This is a genomic window from Mycobacterium sp. UM_CSW, from assembly GCF_000455205.1.
Lineage (GTDB): Bacteria > Actinomycetota > Actinomycetes > Mycobacteriales > Mycobacteriaceae > Mycobacterium.
Genome location: NZ_AUWQ01000033.1, coordinates 39854 through 60004, shown reverse-complemented (window position 1 = coordinate 60004; position 20151 = coordinate 39854). Strand labels below are relative to the sequence as shown.

20 protein-coding genes and 1 pseudogene are annotated in these 20151 nt (G+C 68.5%); 11 read left to right on the top strand and 10 right to left on the bottom strand.

The window, feature by feature from the left end:
* Positions 1–28: 28 nt before the first annotated feature.
* From N415_RS13475 to N415_RS13465, 3 genes and pseudogenes are all read right to left on the bottom strand, one after another.
* On the bottom strand, positions 29–835 hold the full coding sequence (locus N415_RS13475; RefSeq protein ID WP_193376447.1) for a transglycosylase SLT domain-containing protein: 807 nt from the start codon (positions 833–835) through the stop codon (positions 29–31).
* A gap of 155 nt (positions 836–990) precedes the next feature.
* On the bottom strand, positions 991–1941 hold the full coding sequence (locus N415_RS13470) for a DMT family transporter (RefSeq protein ID WP_239645532.1): 951 nt from the start codon (positions 1939–1941) through the stop codon (positions 991–993).
* Positions 1942–2139: 198 nt separating this feature from the next.
* A pseudogene (locus N415_RS13465) lies at positions 2140–3714 on the bottom strand (PecA family PE domain-processing aspartic protease); the annotation flags it as partial.
* A gap of 172 nt (positions 3715–3886) precedes the next feature.
* On the opposite strand from N415_RS13465, the gene N415_RS13460 reads away from it, so the two are divergent.
* Genes N415_RS13460 through N415_RS13440 form a run of 5 tightly spaced genes read left to right on the top strand, consistent with a single transcriptional unit; the run spans position 3887 to position 6893 of the window.
* The gene (locus N415_RS13460; RefSeq protein ID WP_068182248.1) at positions 3887–4657 is read left to right on the top strand and encodes a class I SAM-dependent methyltransferase; all 771 of its coding nucleotides are present in this window, start codon (positions 3887–3889) and stop codon (positions 4655–4657) included.
* 46 nt (positions 4658–4703) lie between these two features.
* A complete protein-coding gene (locus tag N415_RS13455) occupies positions 4704–5375 on the top strand; it encodes a cutinase family protein (RefSeq protein ID WP_068182246.1) in 672 nt (223 codons plus the stop codon).
* Positions 5376–5396: 21 nt separating this feature from the next.
* The gene (locus N415_RS13450) at positions 5397–6026 is read left to right on the top strand and encodes a DUF1345 domain-containing protein (protein ID WP_068182244.1); all 630 of its coding nucleotides are present in this window, start codon (positions 5397–5399) and stop codon (positions 6024–6026) included.
* Between the two features lie 21 nt (positions 6027–6047).
* Positions 6048–6602, top strand: a complete 555-nt coding sequence (locus N415_RS13445; protein WP_068182241.1) for a thioredoxin family protein — start codon at positions 6048–6050, stop codon at positions 6600–6602.
* Between the two features lie 45 nt (positions 6603–6647).
* Positions 6648–6893 (top strand): DUF6480 family protein, encoded by a 246-nt coding sequence (locus N415_RS13440; protein WP_068182238.1) that lies wholly within the window; start codon positions 6648–6650, stop codon positions 6891–6893.
* Here the strand turns inward: N415_RS13440 and N415_RS13435 are convergent, their stop codons facing one another.
* The 4 genes from N415_RS13435 to N415_RS13425 all read right to left on the bottom strand — a co-directional run bounded on the left by N415_RS13435 (position 6894) and on the right by N415_RS13425 (position 9723).
* Entirely contained in the window at positions 6894–7697 is an 804-nt protein-coding gene (locus tag N415_RS13435) for an MOSC N-terminal beta barrel domain-containing protein (RefSeq protein ID WP_068182234.1), read from the bottom strand.
* Between the two features lie 78 nt (positions 7698–7775).
* Positions 7776–8099: a DUF732 domain-containing protein gene (locus N415_RS13430; RefSeq protein WP_068182231.1), complete on the bottom strand. Its 324-nt coding sequence runs from the start codon at positions 8097–8099 to the stop codon at positions 7776–7778.
* A complete protein-coding gene (locus N415_RS31450) occupies positions 8069–8350 on the bottom strand; it encodes a hypothetical protein (RefSeq protein ID WP_152531370.1) in 282 nt (93 codons plus the stop codon). The genes N415_RS13430 and N415_RS31450 overlap by 31 nt, the downstream gene beginning before the upstream one ends.
* A 23-nt stretch (positions 8351–8373) precedes the next feature.
* Positions 8374–9723: a PPE domain-containing protein gene (locus tag N415_RS13425; protein WP_068182229.1), complete on the bottom strand. Its 1350-nt coding sequence runs from the start codon at positions 9721–9723 to the stop codon at positions 8374–8376.
* A 271-nt stretch (positions 9724–9994) separates the two neighbouring features.
* Here N415_RS13425 and N415_RS13420 point away from each other — a divergent pair, with 271 nt between their 5' ends.
* Complete coding sequence (locus N415_RS13420) at positions 9995–10987, top strand: class I SAM-dependent methyltransferase (RefSeq protein ID WP_068182285.1); 993 nt, start codon at positions 9995–9997, stop codon at positions 10985–10987.
* Positions 10988–10991: 4 nt separating this feature from the next.
* Here the strand turns inward: N415_RS13420 and N415_RS13415 are convergent, their stop codons facing one another.
* Complete coding sequence (locus N415_RS13415; protein WP_068182227.1) at positions 10992–12521, bottom strand: FAD-dependent oxidoreductase; 1530 nt, start codon at positions 12519–12521, stop codon at positions 10992–10994.
* Positions 12522–12580: 59 nt separating this feature from the next.
* Positions 12581–13342 (bottom strand): hypothetical protein, encoded by a 762-nt coding sequence (locus N415_RS13410; protein WP_068182225.1) that lies wholly within the window; start codon positions 13340–13342, stop codon positions 12581–12583.
* A 76-nt stretch (positions 13343–13418) separates the two neighbouring features.
* Here N415_RS13410 and N415_RS13405 point away from each other — a divergent pair, with 76 nt between their 5' ends.
* The 4 genes from N415_RS13405 to N415_RS13390 all read left to right on the top strand — a co-directional run bounded on the left by N415_RS13405 (position 13419) and on the right by N415_RS13390 (position 18611).
* Positions 13419–14678 (top strand): Ig-like domain-containing protein, encoded by a 1260-nt coding sequence (locus N415_RS13405; RefSeq protein WP_152531369.1) that lies wholly within the window; start codon positions 13419–13421, stop codon positions 14676–14678.
* A 147-nt stretch (positions 14679–14825) separates the two neighbouring features.
* On the top strand, positions 14826–15266 hold the full coding sequence (locus N415_RS13400) for a Fur family transcriptional regulator (RefSeq protein WP_161630305.1): 441 nt from the start codon (positions 14826–14828) through the stop codon (positions 15264–15266).
* A 48-nt stretch (positions 15267–15314) separates the two neighbouring features.
* Positions 15315–17549, top strand: a complete 2235-nt coding sequence (gene katG, locus N415_RS13395) for a catalase/peroxidase HPI (protein ID WP_068182221.1) — start codon at positions 15315–15317, stop codon at positions 17547–17549.
* Between the two features lie 174 nt (positions 17550–17723).
* The gene (locus N415_RS13390) at positions 17724–18611 is read left to right on the top strand and encodes an alpha/beta fold hydrolase (protein WP_068182280.1); all 888 of its coding nucleotides are present in this window, start codon (positions 17724–17726) and stop codon (positions 18609–18611) included.
* Between the two features lie 18 nt (positions 18612–18629).
* Here the strand turns inward: N415_RS13390 and N415_RS13385 are convergent, their stop codons facing one another.
* Entirely contained in the window at positions 18630–19340 is a 711-nt protein-coding gene (locus N415_RS13385) for a DUF1906 domain-containing protein (RefSeq protein ID WP_343203459.1), read from the bottom strand.
* Between the two features lie 205 nt (positions 19341–19545).
* Between N415_RS13385 and N415_RS13380 the strand changes: the two genes are divergently transcribed.
* Complete coding sequence (locus tag N415_RS13380; RefSeq protein ID WP_068182217.1) at positions 19546–19974, top strand: cellulose-binding domain-containing protein; 429 nt, start codon at positions 19546–19548, stop codon at positions 19972–19974.
* The last annotated feature ends 177 nt before the right edge of the window (positions 19975–20151 follow it).

Here is a 20151-nt window from a genome sequence, read left to right as displayed (position 1 = left end):
AGATTGGCCGCCAGGGCGCCGATCCCCGTCACTGCGGGTGGCTGGCCACGTACTCCGCCGCCGGGATCGGCGACGAGGCGGTGTAGCCGATGGGCAACAGCACGTCGCCCGAGGTGGTGTTGCAGTAGACGTCCCAGCGGTAGTAGGCGGCAAACGTGGCGGGATCGGACCCGATGAGCGCCGCGTATTGATCGACCGCGCGCACGTATTCGTTCGCGTGGTTGTACCGGTAGATGGCGTGATCGCGGTCGCCGGCAAAGCCATTGGCCGCCAGGTAGCGTCCCGCCGCCATGATGCTGTCGTGCGGCGAGTTGATGTCACCGCCCTGCCCGTAGCTGGCAAACGTCCCGGGCAGGAACTGCATCGGCCCCTGCGCGCCGGCAGTGCTCACGCCATGGATGCTGCCGAGGCGGGTCTCGACGAGGTTGATGGCGGCCAGGTAGTTCCAGCCGACGCCGGATTCCGACTCCGCCTGGTGGTAGTAGCCCAGCAGCTCGTCGGCCGGGGCCGGCGGCTCGATGCTCCACGCGGGCAGCGTGTCCCGGACGGCCGTCATCGCGGTGAGCTGCCGGCGGGCGTCGACGTTGCAGTCGTAGACATCGAGCAACGATGCCGGGATCCGTGGTCGTATGGTCGCGTCCCATTCGGGGTGGCGCCCGATCGCGCGATACGCCGCCTGCTCGCGGTGCGCCGCCGCCACTAACCCAGCCTCCCCCGTCGACGCGTCACGCAGCGCGTGCTCGTCGGCGACGAGGTCGTCGGCCACTTGCGCGGGATCCGACGCCAGCTGGGGTTGCGCGCCGGCGGGGATGCTCGGCGCCGCGGGCCGCGTCATGGTCGTGGCGGATGCCGTTGGAGCCGGCGCCCCGGCGAGGGCGACCAGGATCGCGCCGAGGACAACCAGCGTGGCGCGCGGTTTACCGCTCACAGTGTGCCTCCCGTCCGATCCGACTCGGGGTAGCTCAACGGTAGCGACACGCGAGGCGGCCGCTATGCGCTGTCCCCGATTCGCGCGCCGGTGGCCGTCATCGGCTCGAGCGGCGGCTGCGGCGGGGTCGGCAAGCTCGCTCCGGCGGCTTCGTCGCGGCCCAGCGCGATCGCGGCCGCCGCCATCGCCGCCACCGCGACGGCAAGGACCAGCGCCGCCGATCCCCGCACCGCCAGGTGCTCCCCGAGGACCACCACACCGAGCACGACCGCGACAATCGGTTCGCCGACCAACATGATCGGTACGGAGGCCTGCAACGCGCCGGCGTGAAACGCCGCTTGTTGCACCACGGTGAGCGCCGCGGCGAGCCCGACCAGCACATAAAGGGCCGGCACGGTCAGCAGCCCCTGCCACCCGGCCACGGCGAAGCGGTGCGTGCAGATTTTGGTTAGGACGGCGATCATGCCCAGCAGGACCGCCACCGGGACCGCCAGCAGCATGGCGCGGGGTCGGCCGGCGGCACGGCGGGCCGCGGCGACGCACACGATCACCAGCGGCACGGTCATCATCAGGGCGATCGTCCAGGCGGGCACCGGGGCCCGGTTGTGGCCCTCGCGGGGCTGGCCGACGAGCACGAAGACGGCCAGGGCGGCGGTCAACAGCGTCGCCCACCCCCAGTCGGCCCAACTGATGCGCTGGTGGCACAGCCTCGCGCTCATTGGCAGTGCGAACAGCAGCGACGACACCAGCAGCGGCTGGACCAAGAGCAGGGATCCGTGGGCCAGCGCCAGCGCTTGGAAGACGTAACCGGCGACCGCGGCGAGCGTGCCCGCCCACCACAGCGGTTCGCGGACCAAGGTGGTGGCCATCGTTGCCGACATGGCTTTGTCGTCGGGGACGCCGCGTGCGACGCGTTGCCGAACGACGATGCCGACCGCGGCCCAGAATGCGGCGAGCAACGCCGACACGATCGCAACTGCGTGTTGCGCCACCCACCCCATGGCCGGGTGCATACCCAGCATTCAAGCGGCGCGAACCTCGCCCAGCGAGAGGGCGCGACTCACTGGTAGAAGATCGTCGTCCCGACGCCACCAGGGCTATACGAGATGTACACGCGGTGTTCGAGGAAGTGCAGCGCCCCGGTGTTCATGATGTACGGCGGACGCGGTGGCAGCGTCAGATCACTGATAGACGGTCGCGGTGCCGTTGCCGTAGTTGATGTAGACAGGGTGCTGCTGGAAAAGCAGGTTGCCGGTATTCATCAACCCGCTCGAGATCGGCGTCGGGAAGTAGTCCCCGTTGTAGGTGTACGAGTAGAGGAGGTGATTACTGCCGTCGAAGACCTGAATCAGGTCCCCGGGCGACGCGCCAAGGCCCGTTGGCAGCGTGCCTTCTACACCGCCGGAGTCGACAATCGATTGGACACTTGGAAACGAAGTTGTAGTGGCGCCGTGAGTGACGGTCACGTCCAAGCCAGTAATCGGCATTTGCGGGAGGGTGGTCAACACAGAGTGGCCGCCGATTGTCGGCTGGTCACCGAACTGCAAATAAGGACTGGCTGTGTCTTGGTTGATCAGCAGACCGTGGTTCAAGGGCGACGGCAGCGCCTGGAGCGGAATGCTTGGACCCGGGCCGCCCGCATTGGGCCCGACTCCCAGGACGCCGGAGGCGCCGTCGGAGGCGAAGAAGGACTGGAACGTCAGGCCGTTGGTCATCGCGGACTGGATTGACACCGGGAACGCCAGGAACTCGACGTTGACGGGGGTGGACGCGGTCGTCAGCCCGCCGCCGAAATTCACCGGCGCGTTGTAGGTCAGGTAGAGGTAGTCCAGTCCCCCGCTGTAACCGCCGATGCCGCCTCCGATGGGGATGCCCATCTGGAGCACGCCCAATAGGCCGCCGACCCTGGTGAACGGGATGACGAGGCCGGCGGAGCCGGTGTCGACCAGCAATGGCACGGCCGATCCGGTGCCGACCGAGGCGTTCACCAACGGCTCGGTTCCCGCGAAGACCGTCAGCGGTGCGGTGGCCGAATTACCGCCAGGGGCCACCGTCGCGCTGGTGCCTAGCGACTGTGGCCCGGTGGGAATCAACTGGCGCCCGAACAAGATGTCGGTCGGGAAATTGATGATGTCGGCGGCGTAGGTTTCCAACGCCTGGACAGGGTTCCCGAGTGGGTTGCTGGCCGCGGAGGTCAGCGAACCGATGGCCGCGGGGGCGGCGGCCGCCGGGTTGGCAATCGCAGCGGACGCCTGGGCCGGCAGCGCCTGCAGCGCGGACGCCCACGACGAGAGCTCGGCCGCGGCGGCCGAAACCCCGCCGTGGTAGCCGACCATCGCGGACACGTCCTGGGCCCACATCTCCTCGTATGCGGCTTCCGTGGCGGCGATGGCGGGCGCGTTTTGCCCGAACAGGTTGGAGAACACCAGCTGCACAAGCTGGTTCCGGTTCGCGTCGACCACTAGGGGATGCACCGTGGCGGCCAGGGCGGATTCGAACTCGCCGGCCACCACCTGGGCTTGGAGGGCGGCCGTCTGCGCATGCGCCGCCGCCGCGCTGAGCGACGCCGAGTACTGCGCCGCGGTCGACAGCATCGCCGCCGAGGCGGGCCCCTGCCAGGCGTCGGCGGCCAAACCGGAGGTGATCGAGGAGAACGACTGCGCCGCGGTACCGAGTTCGGCGGCAAGCCCATCCCACGCCGCGGAAGCGGCCAGCATGGGCGTCGGCCCTGCGCCGGAATGGAGCAGAGAAGAAATAATCTCTGGCGGTGACGTCAGAAAACTCATCCCCCGGGTGTCCTTCCCTGTGCCCCACGACCACGCATTTTCACCGGGGACGGGCCTTCAGGCCACCAGCCGGTACGCCAGACTCTAGGGAAAACCGGGCCAAAATTCTCGGTATTTACCAAACGTTTCCGCGGCGACGGCTCTGGGCGCCGACCGCGACTACCGTGGCACCGTGAGTGACCGTCAACAACGCGCGATGTCCTTCGGGTCGATTGCCGAAAACTACGACGGGCTACGGCCCCAACCCCCGCCGGATGCGGTGAACTGGCTGGTCCCGTCCGGATGCGGGGTGGCAGTCGACGTCGGTGCGGGCACCGGACTGTTCACCCGGGCGTTGCTGGGCAAGGCCGCGCAGGTCGTCGCCGTCGAACCGGACGCGCGGATGCGGAAGGTCCTCGCGGCCCGATCCCCCGGCGTGCGGGTCGTCGAGGGCCGCGGCGAGTCGATTCCGCTGCCCGACGCCTCCGCGGACGCGGTGTTCGTCTCGTCGGCGTGGCACTGGATGGACCCCGAGCGCGCCGTGCCGGAGATCGGTCGGGTGCTGCGTGACGGCGGTCGGCTCGGCCTGATCTGGACGAGCCGGGACCGCGAGGTGGGCTGGGTGCGCGACCTCGACCGGCTGCCCGGCGACGAGGCCTCCGGCGCCGAGGCGGCCGACCGGGCTCGCCGGCGACTGGACGTCGTCCTCCCGTTGCCGACGACGTTCCGCAACTTCGCCCGTGAGACGTTCCGGTTCACGCGAACCATGACGATCGACGACGCCGTCGCGATGCTGGGCACCTACAGCAGGTTCCTCGTCGCCTCCCCCGACGACCGTGCCCGGCGGCTGACCGAAGCGCGGGCGGCCCTGGCGGCGCGGTTTCCCGGTGCCGACACGGTCGAGATGCCCATGCAGGCGCGCTGTTGGCGGGCCGATCGGCTCGCACGCGGCGACAGGATTTGAGGCACCGCATGCGTCGCCGTCGTCGCGGGTGTGTCAGCATTTGGAAATGAATTCACCCAGGCTTGCCCGCATCGCTGGAGTGTCGGCCGTGACGGCGTGGGCGGCGCTCAGCGCGCCGATCGCCATCCCGGTCGCGTCCGCCGACCCCTGCACCGACGTCGCGGTCGTCTTCGCTCGTGGCACCCACCAGGAGCCCGGCCTCGGCAACATGGGGCAGGCATTCGTCGACTCGCTCACTGCACAGCTCGCGGGGCGGTCGGTCAGTTCCTACGCCGTCAATTACCCGGCGAACGACGACTACCACAACAGCGCGTCGGCCGGCTCCAACGACGCCAGCGCGCACATCCAGGACGTCGCCGCCAGCTGCCCCAACACGAAAATGGTGCTCGGCGGGTACTCCCAGGGCTCGACCGTGATCGACCTCGCCAGCCAGACGCTGCCGGGCCCGGTGGCCGACCACGTCGCCGCCGTCGCCCTGTTCGGTGAACCATCCAGCGGGTTCTCCAGCATGTTGTGGGGCGGCCAGCCGCTTCCGACGATCAGCCCGGTGCTGGTCGGCCGGACCATCAGCCTGTGCGCGCCCGACGACCCGATCTGCTCCCCGGGCGGCAACATCTTGTCGCACATGTCGTACATCGACGCCGGCATGGTCAACCAGGCCGCGACGTTCGCCGCCAACAAGATCGGTCAGGCGCCCGCCCGGGCACAGAACGGCTAGCGGCCTCCGAGCCACCCGACTGTGAGATCCCTTGTAGCGGTTCGGATCCTGATCGCCGTGGTGCTCGGCGCCGCGGTCGCAGTCGCGGTCGGCAACACCATCGGCTGGCGATTCGCCCTCGTCGGCTGGGTCGTCACCGCGGGTGTGTATGTGGTGTGGACGTGGCTCCTGTTGGGCGGCATGGACGCCGACCGAACGCGTGAATACGTCACCCGCGAGGACCCCACCCGCTGGATCGCCGACACCGTCGTCGTGTCGGCAAGCCTCGCCAGCCTGGTCGGGGTGGCCTATGTGGTCGCCGCCGGGTCGCGCTCCGGCGCCGCGGCCGTCGTCGCCGCCCTGCTGGGCATCCTGTCCGTCTCGGCGTCCTGGTTCGCGGTGCACACGCTGTTCACCGTGCACTACGCGCGGCTCTATTACTCCGACGAACCGGGCGGGATCAACTTCCACGACCCGGAGCCGCCCCGGTTCAGCGACTTCGCGTATCTGGCCTTCACCGTCGGCATGACCTATCAGGTGTCGGACACCGAGATCGGGCTGACGTCCATCCGGTCAACCGTGTTGCGCCAGGCGCTGCTGTCCTATCTGCTTGGCGCCGTTGTCCTTGCGGTCACCATCAATTTGATCGCCGGGCTGGGCTCCAAGCTGTGATCCGCGGCTAATCTGGCTGGCATGGCCATCGAGTCCACCATGCTTGCCCTCGGCACCCCCGCGCCGCCGTTCTCGCTGCCCGATCCGGCCACCGGCGCCACGGTCAGCCTCGACGACCTCACGGGCCCCGCGCTGGTCGTCACCTTCATCTGCAACCACTGCCCGTACGTCAAGCACGTCGCCGCCGGGCTCGCCGCGCTGGGCCGCGACCTGGCGGACCAGGGCGTCGCGATGGTCGGCATCTCGAGCAACGACGTCGTCACCTACCCGCAGGACGGGCCCGAGCAGATGGTCGCCGAGGCCCGTGCCCACGGCTGGACGTTTCCCTACCTGTACGACGAGAGCCAGGACGTCGCCCGCGCCTTCTCGGCGGCCTGCACGCCCGACACGTTCGTGTTCGACGGCGAGCGCCGCCTCGTCTATCGCGGACAGCTCGACGATTCCCGCCCGGGAAACGACAAGCCGGTGACGGCCGCCGACGTGCGGGCGGCGGTCGATGCGGTGCTCGCCGGGCGGCCGGTCGACGCCGATCAGCGCCCGTCGATCGGGTGCGGCATCAAGTGGCGTTCAGCCTGATTCGTGCGTTTGGGCGCCGTGCTGGCGGGTATCGCAACACCAGCCATGACCGCGCAACCTCCCGACCCCGACCCCACGCAAACCCCCGACCTCGAGCCGGGTGGAGGCGTCGCGCCCGGCGCGACACCACCGGCCGCGCCGCAGACCTCGGGTGTGGCCGAGGCTCAACCACCCAATCGCCGGCGATTCACTCCGGGCGCCACGCTCACGGTCCTCGCCGTCTGCGTGTTCTCCGTGGCGTTTCTCGCGGTGGCCGTGCTGCTCGTCATGAAAATGGTTGGGGCCCACTGATTACGGGCCGATGGTGACGGGGTCACCGACCCGAATGACGCCCTGCTGAACCACCTCCAGGTAGGCCCCCGCGCACGGCTGCGGTCCGTGACCGCCCGTGTCCCAACGGTTCTCGGCCGCCGGAATGCGAAGCGCGTGCGGGGCTCGGGGCAACGGGCCGTGCTCCAGCGTCGGCACCACACACCGTGAGGTGGCCGTCAGGGCTCGCAGCCGCGCCTCCCCTACCACTATTTCCCTTCCCGCCCAATCATTTTCGGCGTAGGGAGGATGGCCCGGTGGCGTCGCGATCACCAGGTTGGGCCGGTAGCGCAGCGCCTCCACGTCGATGTGCTCGAGGGTGGCCGTGGTGATCGCGTGCAGCGGGGCCTCGTCGGTGAACGAGTCGCCCGGGGTCGCCTGGGCGATCTCAAGGATGCGGCCGCCGACTTCGGCGTCCAACCCGAACTCGAGCAGCTGCTCGGGATCCGGGCGTTCCAGCGTCGCACCCTGCGGTCGCTGCCTGACCAGTCGCACCGTCCGCCCCAGCAGCCGCGAGAGCACGTCGTCGACGTCGGGGTCGTCGGCGGTGACGTCGGTTCCGTCGGGCAGCCTGATCCTGACCTGACCGGTGTCGGCGTGGGCGGTGCATTTCAGCAACCCGCGCCAGAGCCGCGCCTGTTTGGCGCTGGCCACGTGGCCGGTTTCGGTGTCGACGAGCGCCAGCCGCCGGTCGCCCTCGGCTCCGCCTTCGTCGACGAACAGGGAGTCCACGGTTTCGCCGAGCATCGACTTCACCGGGTAGCGGCGCAAACTCTCCACCCGCATGTGCACTTTTCCCCCGCGAGAGACCCGTCGTTCACCGTCAGGGACGACAGTAGTGCGGTCGCGGCGGCCGGGTGTCGACTAACCCGGGCAGTAGGTCGATTCCGCCGCGCTGACCCAGCCGGTCATGTCGGCGAACGAGAAGCCCTTCGAGCTCATGCCGGAGTGCAAGTCGGCGGCGATCGCGTCGGGCGTCTTGCCGGCCATCCGGTCGGCGCAGACCGCATGCCCGAGTGCGATCATGTCGGAGTCACCCGACGAGGGCCAGCTGAATCCGAGGTTTTTCAGTTTCGCGAGGTAAGCGTCGTCCGTCGAGTCGGCCGATGCAATCGCGGTGCTTGCTGTCAGGGCAGCGCCAACCATCACGGGAATTGTCAGTTTGGCCAGCCAGCGAGGTGCAGACATTTCGTGCCCTTCTTTTCTTGTCGGCGTTCAGGTGTCGTCAGTATATGGTCGTCCGGCCCGGCATGAATATTAAAAACTTCGAAACTCGTGGCCAGACGGTCGACCGGGCCTGGGTGATCGATGCCTCGGTTGATGACGACGATCCAGGCGGCCGGTTTTTTCAAAGCCTTCGCGAGTTGGCGAGAATGCAACGCCGCCGAATACACGGCGTAACCAACCGGTGCATAGCTTCGTTTGCTGTCAAAAGGCAACTGTTGCCATGGCCGACGATTTGCTAAGGAATCTGAGACAGGAGTTTCTTCTTCTGTTCGGTGAATTCCTCGTCGGTGAGGATTCCCGAGTCGCGCAGCGACGCGAGCTCACGAAGCTCGGCGGCGACGCTCGTGACCGGGCCCCCGGCGGGAGCTTCCGGCGGTGCCTTCTTGTCGGTTGTCGTCGGCGCCCCGATCCGCTCCCGGCGGGCCGGGGCACCGCCTCCGCCGCCGGTGCCGGCCATCGCGCGCCCGGCCATGCCCGCTAGGGCCATCTGGCTGAACAGGCTGCCCATGCTCCCCGTCGAGGCCTCGGCAGCGGCGCCCATGCTGGTCGCCGGCAAGGCGACCGCCAAGGGCCGTATCATCGTCGTCTCGGCGGCCCAGGCGGGCGGAACCGACAGGGCCCCAATGGTTTTCGCTTCAGCGAGGCCGGCCGTGGCCGCCGACCCGCCGGCCAGGTTGGTGATCACCGGGAACGGCGAGGGGGGCACCGGTTCCGAGCCGGGCCAGGTCTGTATTCCCGCCCAGCCGCTGACGATGTCGTCGGTGTGGACACCGACGTAGTACCCGGCGACGTCGTAGGGAAGGGCCGTCGTGCCAAGCGTGGTGTCGGCGGCAAGCCCCGCCGCGCTCAACTCGGGGTCGATGAAAACACCACTCAAGTTGGCCAGCACGGCCAGCAGGTCGAGCGGCCCGGCCTGGGCCGGGGTGGCCGCGAGGCTGGTCAGCGCGGCGGGCACCGCGGCGATCGCCTGCGGCGCGCTCGACACCGCGCTCTGCGCCTGTCCCGCGGAGGTGCCGGTGGCTTGCGCCACCGCCGCGGCCTGCGCGGCCGGCCCGGCGGAGCTGGTGTTTCGCGGCGGCGGCGCGAACGGCGTCAGCGTCGTCGCCGACGCCGACGCGGCCGCATAGCCGTACATGGCGGAGGCGTCCTGGGCCCACATCTCGGCGTACTGCGCCTCGGTGGTCGCGATCGCGGGGGTGTTCTGACCGAAGATATTGGTCGCGACCAGTGCCAGCAGCAGGCTGCGGTTGGCCGCGACCGCCGGCGGCGGAATCGTCTGCGCGAACGCCGTCTCGTAGGCGCCGGCCGCGGCCTTGGCCTGGTTGGCGGCCTGCTCGGCCTGCGCGGCGGAGGTTCTCGTCCACGCCACGTACGGGGCGGCCGCAGCCGCCATCAACCCCGAGGTCGGGCCCAGCCAGGGCCCGGCGGTCAGCGCCGCCACCTCCGATTGGTAGGAACTCGCCGCCGCGTGCAGGGCGGCGGCCAGCCCGTCCCAGGCCGTCGCGGCGGCCAGCAGCGGTCCCGAGCCGGGGCCGGTGTACATCCGGGCGGAGTTGATCTCGGGCGGTAATGCCGCGAAGTCCATGTCGTTCCCTCCGATCGAGCCAAACGCCGCCAGGACACGGACGGCTTCCCGACTAGTTGGGCGGCGCGGCCGAATCGGACCGGCAAACGATTGCACTTCCCCCAGTAGTACATGTCCGGCACGTGAACTTGGCTAATACCCCGCCAAACGGCAGTGTTAACGGGTGGTGTAGGACGGCGGCCCCTGTGCGACCGCGGATCGGGTCGTGTAGAAGAGTCTCGTGGACGCGCCGCAGCCCAAACCGTTCGACACGCCGAGGTTGCGCGAAGCGATGGTCAGCCGGGTGTACCGCCGGTCGATGGCCGAGGGCCAGATTTCGGTGCCCGCCGTTCCCGGCATGATCGACGAGTACGCCCAGTTGTGCGCCAACCTGTGCGCGACGCTGGGTGTGCCGTATACGCCCGAACAAGCTCGTCAGCTCAACAAGGTGCTGGAGACCGAGCTGGCGAAGGCCTTCAAGGCCTCCCAGCGTTCGGAGATCATCATCTCGTTTCAGGTTCCCTTCGGAACGGGTCTGAACTATCGCGTCAACGCCGAATGGCGCACCGTCGAGGCCGACTACGACAACTGGGTCGAGACCCGGCCGGCGCCCCTGTTCGGCGCCGAACCCGACGCACGCGTGCTCGCGCTGGCCTGCGAGGCGGCCGACCCGGCGAGCTGTCGGGTACTGGACGTCGGCGCCGGAACCGGGCGCAACGCGGTGGCCCTGGCGCGGCGCGGCCATCCCGTGGACGCCGTGGAGATGGCGCCGAAGTTCGCCGAGCTCATGCGCGCGGACGTGGAACGCGAATCGCTCGGGGTGCGCGTCATGCAGAGCGACGTCTTCACCGCCATGGAGGGCGTCCGCGACGAGTACCAGCTGATGGTCCTCTCCGAGGTGGTGCCCGACTTCCGTACGCCGCACGAATTGCGCGGCGTGTTCGAACTCGCCGCCGATGTGTTGGCCCCGGGTGGGCGCCTGGTGTTCAACACGTTCCTGCCGCGGCCCGGCTATACCCCCGACAGAGCCGCGATTGAACTCGGGCAGCAGTGCAACACAATGATCTTCACGCGTGACGAGGTATCGAACGCGGCGACCGGGCTGCCGTTCGACCTCGTCGCCGACGATTCGGCGTACGACTACGAGAAGGCTCACCTACCGGAGGGCGCCTGGCCTCCGACGGGCTGGTTCGAGAGCTGGGCCAGCGGCCTCGACGTGTTCGACATCCCGCGCGATCAGTCCCCGATCGAGTTGCGCTGGCTCGTCTACCAAAAGTCGGGCTGAGGGCCTACCCCGAGTACACGTTCGGCGCACTACGTGTCAGATCCCTGGTCGCCGGGCCTTCCAGAAGGGTGCCGTCCGGGGCGAAGCGCGACCCGTGCAGCGGGCATTCCCACGCCTGGTCGGCGTCGTTCCAGTTGACGATCCCACCCAGGTGCGGGCACACCGGCGAAACGCGGTGCTCGGTGCCGTCCACGCGGCAGCGGGCCTCCAGGTGCCACGGGGGCCCGCTCACCACGCCGCCCTCGCCGTTGACGGGGCTGCGGCGGCCGGCGCGTATCGCCGGGGTGATCCAACCCTTCGCCAGGTCGAAGCCCACCTCGAGGTTGGCCTGCAGTGCCATCAGCAAGCCCGACAGCTCGTGCGGGCTCCAGCTGGCGAACGCGCCGGCCCAATCCATCCGCCCGCCCAGGATGCGGCTGGACAACGCCAACGCGGCCGCGGGGCCGTTGGTCATGCCCCACTTGTTGAAACCCGTTGCGACGAAGATGGTTTCGGTGTTCGGCAAGATGGGGCCCACATACGGCAGGTAGTCGATTGGCGTGTAATCCTGCGCCGACCAGAAATGGGTCTGCACGGACCCCGGGTAGTGCTTGCGCGCCCACGATGAGAGTTCCTGCAACGACTTCGACGGGCTCTTCTTGCGGCCCACCGTGTGGCCGGCCCCGCCGACGATCAGCCGCTCGCCGTCCGCGACGGGCGCGTAGCGGACCGAACGGGTCGGCGAGTCGGTGGAAATCATCATCGGCCGGGTGATGTTGCCGGGGACCTTGAACGCCAGGCAGTAGGACCGGCTTGGCTTCACGCGCGCGAAGTAGCCGCCGCGATCCAGGATCGGGATTCCGGTGGCGAGCACCAGCTGCTCGGCCTGCAGCTCGACGTCCTGGCGCGCGGCGTCGTTGACGTGCACCCGCACCCCCTTGCCGCGCCAGGACACCCGCCGCACCCGGGTGTGCTCGACCAGCCGCCCGCCGCGGCCGAGCAACTCGGTGGCCAGCGAGTCGAGGAACGGCATGGGGTCGAACTGGGCCTGGTCGGGCAGCCGCACGCCGCCGTGGTACGGAAACGGCACGTCGGCGGCGTCGTCCCACACGGCGCCCAGGCCCACCGCCTGGCAGGCCGCCAGCTCCGCGCGCGCGGACAACACGCCCCGAGCCGACTGGGCGTAGGTATAGGCGTCCTCGCGCTGCACGGCGACGCCGTTCGACTCGCAGTGCTGCAGCACCCACTCCTGGCCCTCGCGATTGCCGTCGACGTAGGCGCGGGCCACGTCCAGGCCGTGCCTGGGCAGGATCTTCGATAGCTGGCTGCCCTGAAGCAAACTGATCTTCGCGGTGGTGTTTCCCGTCGCGCAGGAACCGACCGTGCGGGCCTCGACCACCAACACGTCCTTGCCCGCGCGGGCCAGCAGGACGGCCGTCATCAGCCCGGTGATCCCGGCGCCGACGACGATGACATCGGCGGAACGTGGGCCGTCCTCAAGCCGGCTTGCGGTCCAGGTCGGTTCGGCGCGGTGGGATAGCCATAAAGAAGTCACGGCTGGGCTGATACCCCCGCAGCGTCGACGGAAACTGCGCGCCCCCCGCAGAATTGCTGTCACGCCTTGTTGAGCTGGGCTTTCGCCTCCTTCAGCGATTCGGCGGCCGCGCGGCTGGCGCGCTTCGCCTTGTCGTAGGCGGCCTCGGCCTTGTCGAGTTCGCGCTCGGCCTTGCGCAGGGTCGCAATCGCTTCGTCGCGTCGTTGCCGGGCCGCGTCGCGTTCGGCTTGCTGCTTCGAGAGGGCGTCGTCGGCGGCGGCTTGGGCCTGCTCGGCGTCGGTGACGGCCGCGGTCAACTTCTCCCGGCGCCGCTCCGCGGCGGTCTGCGAACGCTTCGCCGGCCGGGCCGGCGCCGCGTCGCCGAACCCGCCGAAACCCGACCATCGCTCGGGCTTGGCCAATCGGCCGAGTCGCTCCCTGACGTCGGGGTCGGCGATCGCGGCTTGCAGGGTGGCGGTCACGTCCTCGCGCACCGCCGCGGACGGCCGCTTGACGTCGGCCGCTTCGAACGCGGCGCGAGCGAGCCCCTCGATCAGCTTGTGTTGCTCGGCGGACAGCGCCCGGATGCGTTCGCCGTCCATCGCGGCGTGCGCGTCGCGCAGGCGGTCACCGAGGTCGGCGAGGCGTTTCTTGGTGTCCTTCTGCGAGAGCGCGATCCGGTTGACGATCCAGGCTGCGGCGGTGGGTTTGCGCGCCGCGGAGATACGTTGAGCGGCCGCCGCGTCACCGCGGTCCTTCGCGGCTTTGGCCAGTCTGTTGCGTTCGGCGGTGAAAGCCTCCGGCTCGGTCCAGTACAGACTGTCGAGTTCGTCGTCGGCCATGACCCCATGATCCTCCGCGCGGGCGACGCGGCCCGCGCCACGTTTCAGGGCGTACGCCCTGGGCTATTTGATGCACATGATCGCCCCTCGCCCGGCAGTTGGATGGCTGCGCCCGCTCCTGTTCGCGGTGTTGCTCGTGGCCGGGGTGGTGGGCGCGATCCAGCTGGCAACGTCGGTCAGATGCCCGCACGGCGCGTGCCCCGGCCCCGGCGCGAAAGAGCCTGCCGCGGCTCGGATAACGATCACGCCCGGACCCAACGCGCACGACGTCGACCCGGTCGCGCCGGTCATGGTGAAGGCCGACGCGGGGACGCTGACGGACGTTCGCATGGTCAACGAGAGCGGCAAACCGATCGAGGGCATCGCCACCCCGGACAACACCGCCTGGAAGCCCACCGTGCCGCTGGGATACGGGCGCACCTACACGCTGACCGTCACCGCCCGCGGGCCCAACGGCGTTGCGGCGACGCAGGTCTCGTCGTTCTCGACGCTGCGTCCGTCCAACCAGACCAAGGTTTCGTTCACCACCACCTCGGAGGCCGCGCTGCACGACGGCGGCACCTACGGCGTCGGAATGGTGGTCGTCGCCCACTTCGACGAGCAGATCACCGACCGGGCCGCCGCCGAGCGACAGCTGAGTGTGACCACCAACCCGCCGGTGCAGGGCTCATGGTTCTGGGTCGACAGCCAAAACGCCCACTGGCGACCCGAGCACTACTACGCCCCGGGAACGACCGTCACCGCCGAAGCGAAAATCTACGGAATTGCCTTGGGCGACGGACTATTCGGGCAAGACGACACGCGGGTATCGTTCCGGATCGGCGACGCGCACGTCTCCATCGCCGACGACGCCACCAAACAGGTCAGCGTCTTCGACAACGGCAAGCTGGTCCGCACCATGCCCACCTCGATGGGGATGGGCGGCACCGAGGACGTCGGCGGTCGCACCATCTCGCTGTGGACGCCGTCGGGCATCTACACCGTGATCGACAAGGGCAACCCCGTCGTGATGGACTCCTCGACCTTCGGCCTGCCCAAGAACTCGCGCCTCGGCTACCGCGAGACCATTAACTACGCGACCAAGATCAGCACCGACGGTATCTACCTGCACGAGCTCGACGCAACGGTGTGGGCCCAGGGCCACCGGGACACCTCGCACGGGTGCCTGAACCTCAACGCCGACAACGCGAAGTGGTTCTACGACTTCTCCGTACCCGGGGACGTCGTCGAGGTCCGCAACAGCGGTGGGCCGCCGCTGACGCTGGCCCAGAACGGCGACTGGACGCTGAGCTGGGACCAGTGGCGCAACGGCAGCGCCCTGAAGCCGGCTTCCTAAGGTCTCCTGGGGTCGCAGAGTCGCGCTCTGGCGCAACGTCATTCGGGTCCGACCCACCGACAGGATGGGCACGGTTCACCACCAATTCGGCGGCTCGCCCCATGGAAAGTCTTGACTGATTCCAAATAAGAGAGTGATATGGACCACGTGTCCTCATCGGCGAGTTACGCGGACCGGCTGCGCATGGCCGACCTGCGCGTGACCCGCCCCCGGGTCGCCGTCTTGGAGGCGGTGCACGCCCACCCCCATGCCGACACCGACACGATCTTCAACGCCGTACGCGGGGATCTGCCCGACGTTTCCCGCCAGGCCGTCTACGACGTGCTGAGCGCGCTGACCGCCGCGGGCCTGGTGCGGCGGATCCAGCCCCTGGGCCTGGTCGCCCGCTACGAATCCCGCGTCGGCGACAACCACCACCATGTCGTCTGCCGCTCCTGCGGGGTCATCAACGACGTCGACTGCGCGGTCGGCGAGGCGCCCTGCTTGACCCCGTTGGACGACAACAACGTTCTGGATGGCTTCGTCCTCGATGAGGCCGAGGTCATCTACTGGGGCATGTGCCCCGACTGCTCGACGGCAGAGTCCTGATCACTCCCGTGATCGCAGCCCGCATTACAACCACCGGAAAGGAATGCTGTGTCAACATCTGACAGCCGCCCACCCCACGACGACACCAAGTCGACGAGCAACAGCGAGAGCGAAAACCCGGCAATCCCTTCCCCCAAACCCAAATCGCACGCGCCGCTGACGAATCGGGACTGGTGGCCCGACCAGATCGACGTGTCGACGCTGCATCCGAACCACCCCGATGCCAGCCCGTACGGCGAAGATTTCAACTACGCCGAGGCGTTCGCCGAGCTCGATGTCGAGGCGCTCAAGCGCGACGTGTTCGACGTCATGACCACCTCGCAGGACTGGTGGCCCGCCGACTATGGCCACTACGGCGGCCTGTTCATCCGGATGAGCTGGCACGCCGCGGGTACCTACCGGATTTTCGACGGGCGCGGCGGCGGCGGGCAGGGCATGCAGCGCTTCGCCCCGCTCAACAGCTGGCCGGACAACGTCAGCCTGGACAAGGCCCGCCGGCTGCTGTGGCCGGTCAAGAAGAAGTACGGCAACAAGGTCTCCTGGGCCGACCTGATCATCTTCGCCGGCAACTGCGCCCTGGAGTCCATGGGATTCAAGACCTTCGGCTTCGCCTTCGGCCGCGAAGACGTCTGGGGGCCCGAAGAGATCCTGTGGGGTGAAGAAGACACCTGGCTCGGCACCGACAAGCGCTACTCCGGCGAGCGTGACCTCGCCCAGCCCTACGGCGCGACCACCATGGGCCTGATCTACGTGAACCCGGAGGGCCCGGAAGGCAAGCCGGACCCGATCGCCGCGGCGATCGACATCCGCGAGACCTTCGGCCGCATGGCGATGAACGACGAGGAAACCGCCGCCCTTATCGTTGGTGGTCACAGCTTCGGCAAGACTCACGGCGCCGGTCCTGGCGACCTGGTGGGCCCCGAGCCGGAGGCCGCCCCCATCGAGCAGCAGGGGCTGGGCTGGAAGAGCTCCTACGGCACCGGCGTGGGCAAGGACGCCATCACCAGCGGCCTCGAGGTGGTGTGGACGCCCACCCCGACAAAGTGGGACAACACCTTCCTGGAGACCCTGTACGGCTACGAGTGGGAGCTGACCAAGAGCCCCGGCGATGCCTGGCAGTTCGTCGCCAAGGACGGCGCGGGTGCGGGCACCATCCCGGACCCGTTCGGCGGGCCGGGTCGCGCGCCGACGATGCTGGTCACCGACATCTCGATGCGTGAATCGCCCATCTACCGCGACATCACCCGTCGCTGGCTCGATCACCCCGAGGAACTGGCCGACGCGTTCGCCAAGGCCTGGTACAAGCTGCTGCACCGCGACATGGGGCCGATCAGCCGCTACCTCGGGCCCTGGGTCGCCGAGCCGCAGCTGTGGCAGGACCCGGTTCCGGCCGTCGACCACGAGCTGGTCGACGAGAACGACGTCGCCGCCCTGAAGGGCAAGGTGCTCGACTCCGGCCTGACCGTGCCGCAGCTGGTCAAGACGGCCTGGTCGGCGGCGTCGAGCTACCGCCGCACCGACAAGCGGGGCGGCGCCAACGGGGCGCGGCTGCGCTTGGAGCCACAACGCAACTGGGAGGTCAACGAGCCCTCCGAGCTGGACAAGGTGCTGCCCGTGCTGGAGAAGATCCAGCAGGACTTCAACGCGTCGGCCTCGGGCGGCAAGAAGATCTCGCTGGCCGACTTGATCGTGCTGGCCGGCTCGGCGGCGGTGGAGAAGGCGGCCAAGGACGCCGGCTACGAGATCGCGGTGCACTTCGCGCCCGGGCGCACCGACGCCTCGCAGGAGAGCACCGACGTGGAGTCTTTCGCGGTGCTCGAACCGCGGGCCGACGGGTTCCGCAACTACATCCGCGTCGGCGAGAAGGCGCCGCTGGAGCAGTTGCTGGTGGAGCGGGCCTACCTGCTGGGTGTGACCGGGCCCGAAATGACGGTGCTCGTCGGCGGGCTGCGTGCCCTCGGCGCGAACCACGGCGGCAGCAAGCACGGCGTGTTCACCGACCGGCCCGGCACGCTGACCAACGACTTCTTCGTCAACCTGCTCGACATGGACAACGCGTGGAAGGCGTCGGAGACGTCGGAGAACGTCTACGAGGTCGTCGACCGCAAGTCGGGACAGAAGAAGTGGACGGCCACGGCCAACGACCTGGTGTTCGGCTCCAACTCGGTGCTGCGCGCGCTGTCGGAGGTCTACGCCCAGGACGACAACCAGGGGAAGTTCGTCGAGGACTTCGTCGCGGCCTGGGTGAAGGTCATGAACGCCGACCGGTTCGACCTGAAGTAACAGCCGGATAGCAGGCGACGCCCCGCGGGCACCAGGCTCGCGGGGCGTCGGCTATTTCGAGCGAACCGTGAGGCCAGCCACACTATTACCCACCGGTAACCTACGAAGGCGTAAGTTGTGTACCAATGGCTAATGGCCGATGCGTCCGACTACCGAAGCTGGGTAAACGGTGACATGAGCGAATTGAAGTATCTCGAACTTCACGGAGACCAGATCGCCTACCGGGATGCCGGCGACGGCGCTGTCGTGTTGCTCATACACGGCATGGCCGGCAGCTCCGCGACGTGGCATGCGATCATTCCGCAGCTGTCGAAGAAATACCGCGTCATCGCGCCGGACCTGCTTGGCCACGGCATGTCCGCGAAGCCGCGTGGCGACTACTCGCTGGGAGCCTTCGCCGTCTTTCTGCGCGACCTGCTCGACGAACTCGGGGTGGACCGGGCAACGGTTATTGGGCAGTCTCTCGGCGGCGGCATCGCGATGCAGTTCGCCCACCAGCACCGGGAGCATTGCGAGCGGCTGGCCCTCATCGGCAGCGGTGGCCTCGGGCCCGACCTCAGCCCCGTGCTACGGATCCTGTCTGCACCGGGCGCCGAGTTCGTATTGCCCGTCGTCGCACCGCAGCCGGTGCTGAACCTCGGGAACAAGCTGGGTTCGTGGCTGACTTCGGCCGGGGTCCAGTCGCCGCGAGCCGGTCAGATGTGGCACGCCTACTCCTCGCTGTCCGATCGACGGACCCGCCAAGCCTTTTTGCGGACGTTGCGCTCAGTGGTGGACTACCGCGGTCAGGCGGTCAGCGCTTTGAACAAGATCCACCTCACCGCTGGGATGCCCGTTGTGCTGATCTGGGGCGACCAGGACCGAATCATTCCCGTGGCCCACGCCTACGCTGCCCATGATGCGCTGGACGGCAGTCGGCTCGAGGTGCTCGAGGGAATCGGGCACTTTCCTCATGTGGAGGCCCCATCGGCTGTGGCGGAAATCCTGGAGGACTTCATCGCGTCGACGACCCCGTCGGCCCCCGAGAGGAACGCCGACAGTTCGGTACACCTAGGGATGTAGCGGGGATGTAGCGCCAGATCAGCGCGGAAGGTCCCACTGGCCATAGTCGGCGGCGAGGACATCGTCGATGTCCACGTTGATCCCGCCCAGCAGCGGGCTCGGGTTGGACGGGCTGTTGACCACGGTCTGATACAGCACCGCCGCAGGTTCGCGCTCCCCGTTCGACCATGACCTGGTCTGCCAGGCCCAGCGGTGGCCCGGCGTGGTCGAGTTGCCGATGACGCCGTCGCGGATCGCCCAGCCGCACGCCCGGGCATGCCCGTAGATGCCCGTGCGGCCCACACCCAACACCGAGTTGATGCCCCGAAACCATTGCACCGCAGGGCCATTCCAGGTGTTCTCGTCGATGTTGTCGTCGACGCTGAAAAAGATCGGGGCCGACGCCGTCCCGCCTGCCGCGTTGTGCAGTTGCAGGGCGGTGTGCGCGTCGGCCACCCCGCCGTCGTACCCGCGGGTGTAGTCCGACGGGTCGGGCCAGCCGGGTTTGCCGTACTGGAAGTTGCTGACGATCTGCAGGCCCGCCGCGCGCAGCGCGTCCGCGTACTCCCGCGTGATGGGCTTCGCCTCGAAATTCGCGCCCGGTCGCGACGCTGAGACGTAGTTGACCACCCCGGCGTAGCCCGCCGCCTTGATCTCGCCCGGCGCGATCCTCTTCTCGGCGAAATCGATCAGTTGCAGGTCGGCCGCCGAGGCCCGCTGCTGCGCGAGCGGCGCGGCCAGGCCCAGCAGGGCCGGCGCGAACGCATACTTAAAGGCGTCGCGTCGCGAGATCGATCGCCATCCGTCGTGCACGGCGCGATGGTAACAAAACGGGCTCATCCCGCGGACCGGCACTCTCCGCCGATTTCATGACGGTTTCGATTGGGCAAAGGTCGTGCAGCTTACCCGCGATGCGCGGGCCGATACCGCCTGCTTGTCCCTACTGTTGGCCACTATGGCCCGCCCGAACAATTGCGTGAAACGCTGGCGCACAGCGCTTCACGTGACCATGCCGGCAATGCTGGTTGCCGTCCTGGGACTCGCCGGCTCCCCCGCCGCTCATGCGGCCGCCGCCGCGGCGACGTTGTCGGTGGAACACACGTGGCAGACCGGCTTCATCGCCAACTTCACCGTGACCAACGCGAGCATGGCGCCGATGAGCGATTGGAAGATCGAATTCGATTTGCCGGCGGGAGAAGGCATATCCCACACCTGGAACAGCACCTTCACCCAATACGGCACGCACTTCGTGCTGAGCCCCGCGAACTGGAATCGCGTCATCCCGCCCCTTGGTTCAGCCACGGGCGGCATGAGGGGCGTGCTGAGCGGCACCTACTCGCCGCCGGCGAACTGCGTGCTCAACGGGCAATACCCCTGCAGCTAGTGGCGGCCGCTTCGCAAGCGCCGAAGCCTTGAGGGCAGACTCAACACGGTGTTCCGCCCTCGATTGCATCAATTAGGTCGGCGAACTATAGTCTGGACACATGTCCAGTTTGCTGTCACGGAGCTCGGGAGTCCGTTGATCGCGACGGATTGGGGGCCGCCCGCCCGCCATCTTTCT

What these genes read in the sequence shown, in the direction of transcription:
- N415_RS13410 (WP_068182225.1), bottom strand. Translation starts at nt 13,342, where the DNA reads ATGGCCGACGACGAACTCGACAGTCTGTACTGGACCGAGCCGGAGGCT.
- N415_RS13390 (WP_068182280.1), top strand. Translation starts at nt 17,724, where the DNA reads ATGAGCGAATTGAAGTATCTCGAACTTCACGGAGACCAGATCGCCTAC.
- N415_RS13440 (WP_068182238.1), top strand. Translation starts at nt 6,648, where the DNA reads ATGACCGCGCAACCTCCCGACCCCGACCCCACGCAAACCCCCGACCTC.
- N415_RS13405 (WP_152531369.1), top strand. Translation starts at nt 13,419, where the DNA reads ATGATCGCCCCTCGCCCGGCAGTTGGATGGCTGCGCCCGCTCCTGTTC.
- N415_RS13420 (WP_068182285.1), top strand. Translation starts at nt 9,995, where the DNA reads ATGGTCAGCCGGGTGTACCGCCGGTCGATGGCCGAGGGCCAGATTTCG.
- N415_RS13455 (WP_068182246.1), top strand. Translation starts at nt 4,704, where the DNA reads ATGAATTCACCCAGGCTTGCCCGCATCGCTGGAGTGTCGGCCGTGACG.
- N415_RS13445 (WP_068182241.1), top strand. Translation starts at nt 6,048, where the DNA reads ATGGCCATCGAGTCCACCATGCTTGCCCTCGGCACCCCCGCGCCGCCG.
- N415_RS13475 (WP_193376447.1), bottom strand. Translation starts at nt 835, where the DNA reads ATGACGCGGCCCGCGGCGCCGAGCATCCCCGCCGGCGCGCAACCCCAG.
- N415_RS13430 (WP_068182231.1), bottom strand. Translation starts at nt 8,099, where the DNA reads ATGTCTGCACCTCGCTGGCTGGCCAAACTGACAATTCCCGTGATGGTT.
- N415_RS13435 (WP_068182234.1), bottom strand. Translation starts at nt 7,697, where the DNA reads ATGCGGGTGGAGAGTTTGCGCCGCTACCCGGTGAAGTCGATGCTCGGC.
- N415_RS13470 (WP_239645532.1), bottom strand. Translation starts at nt 1,941, where the DNA reads ATGCACCCGGCCATGGGGTGGGTGGCGCAACACGCAGTTGCGATCGTG.
- N415_RS13380 (WP_068182217.1), top strand. Translation starts at nt 19,546, where the DNA reads ATGGCCCGCCCGAACAATTGCGTGAAACGCTGGCGCACAGCGCTTCAC.
- N415_RS13425 (WP_068182229.1), bottom strand. Translation starts at nt 9,723, where the DNA reads ATGGACTTCGCGGCATTACCGCCCGAGATCAACTCCGCCCGGATGTAC.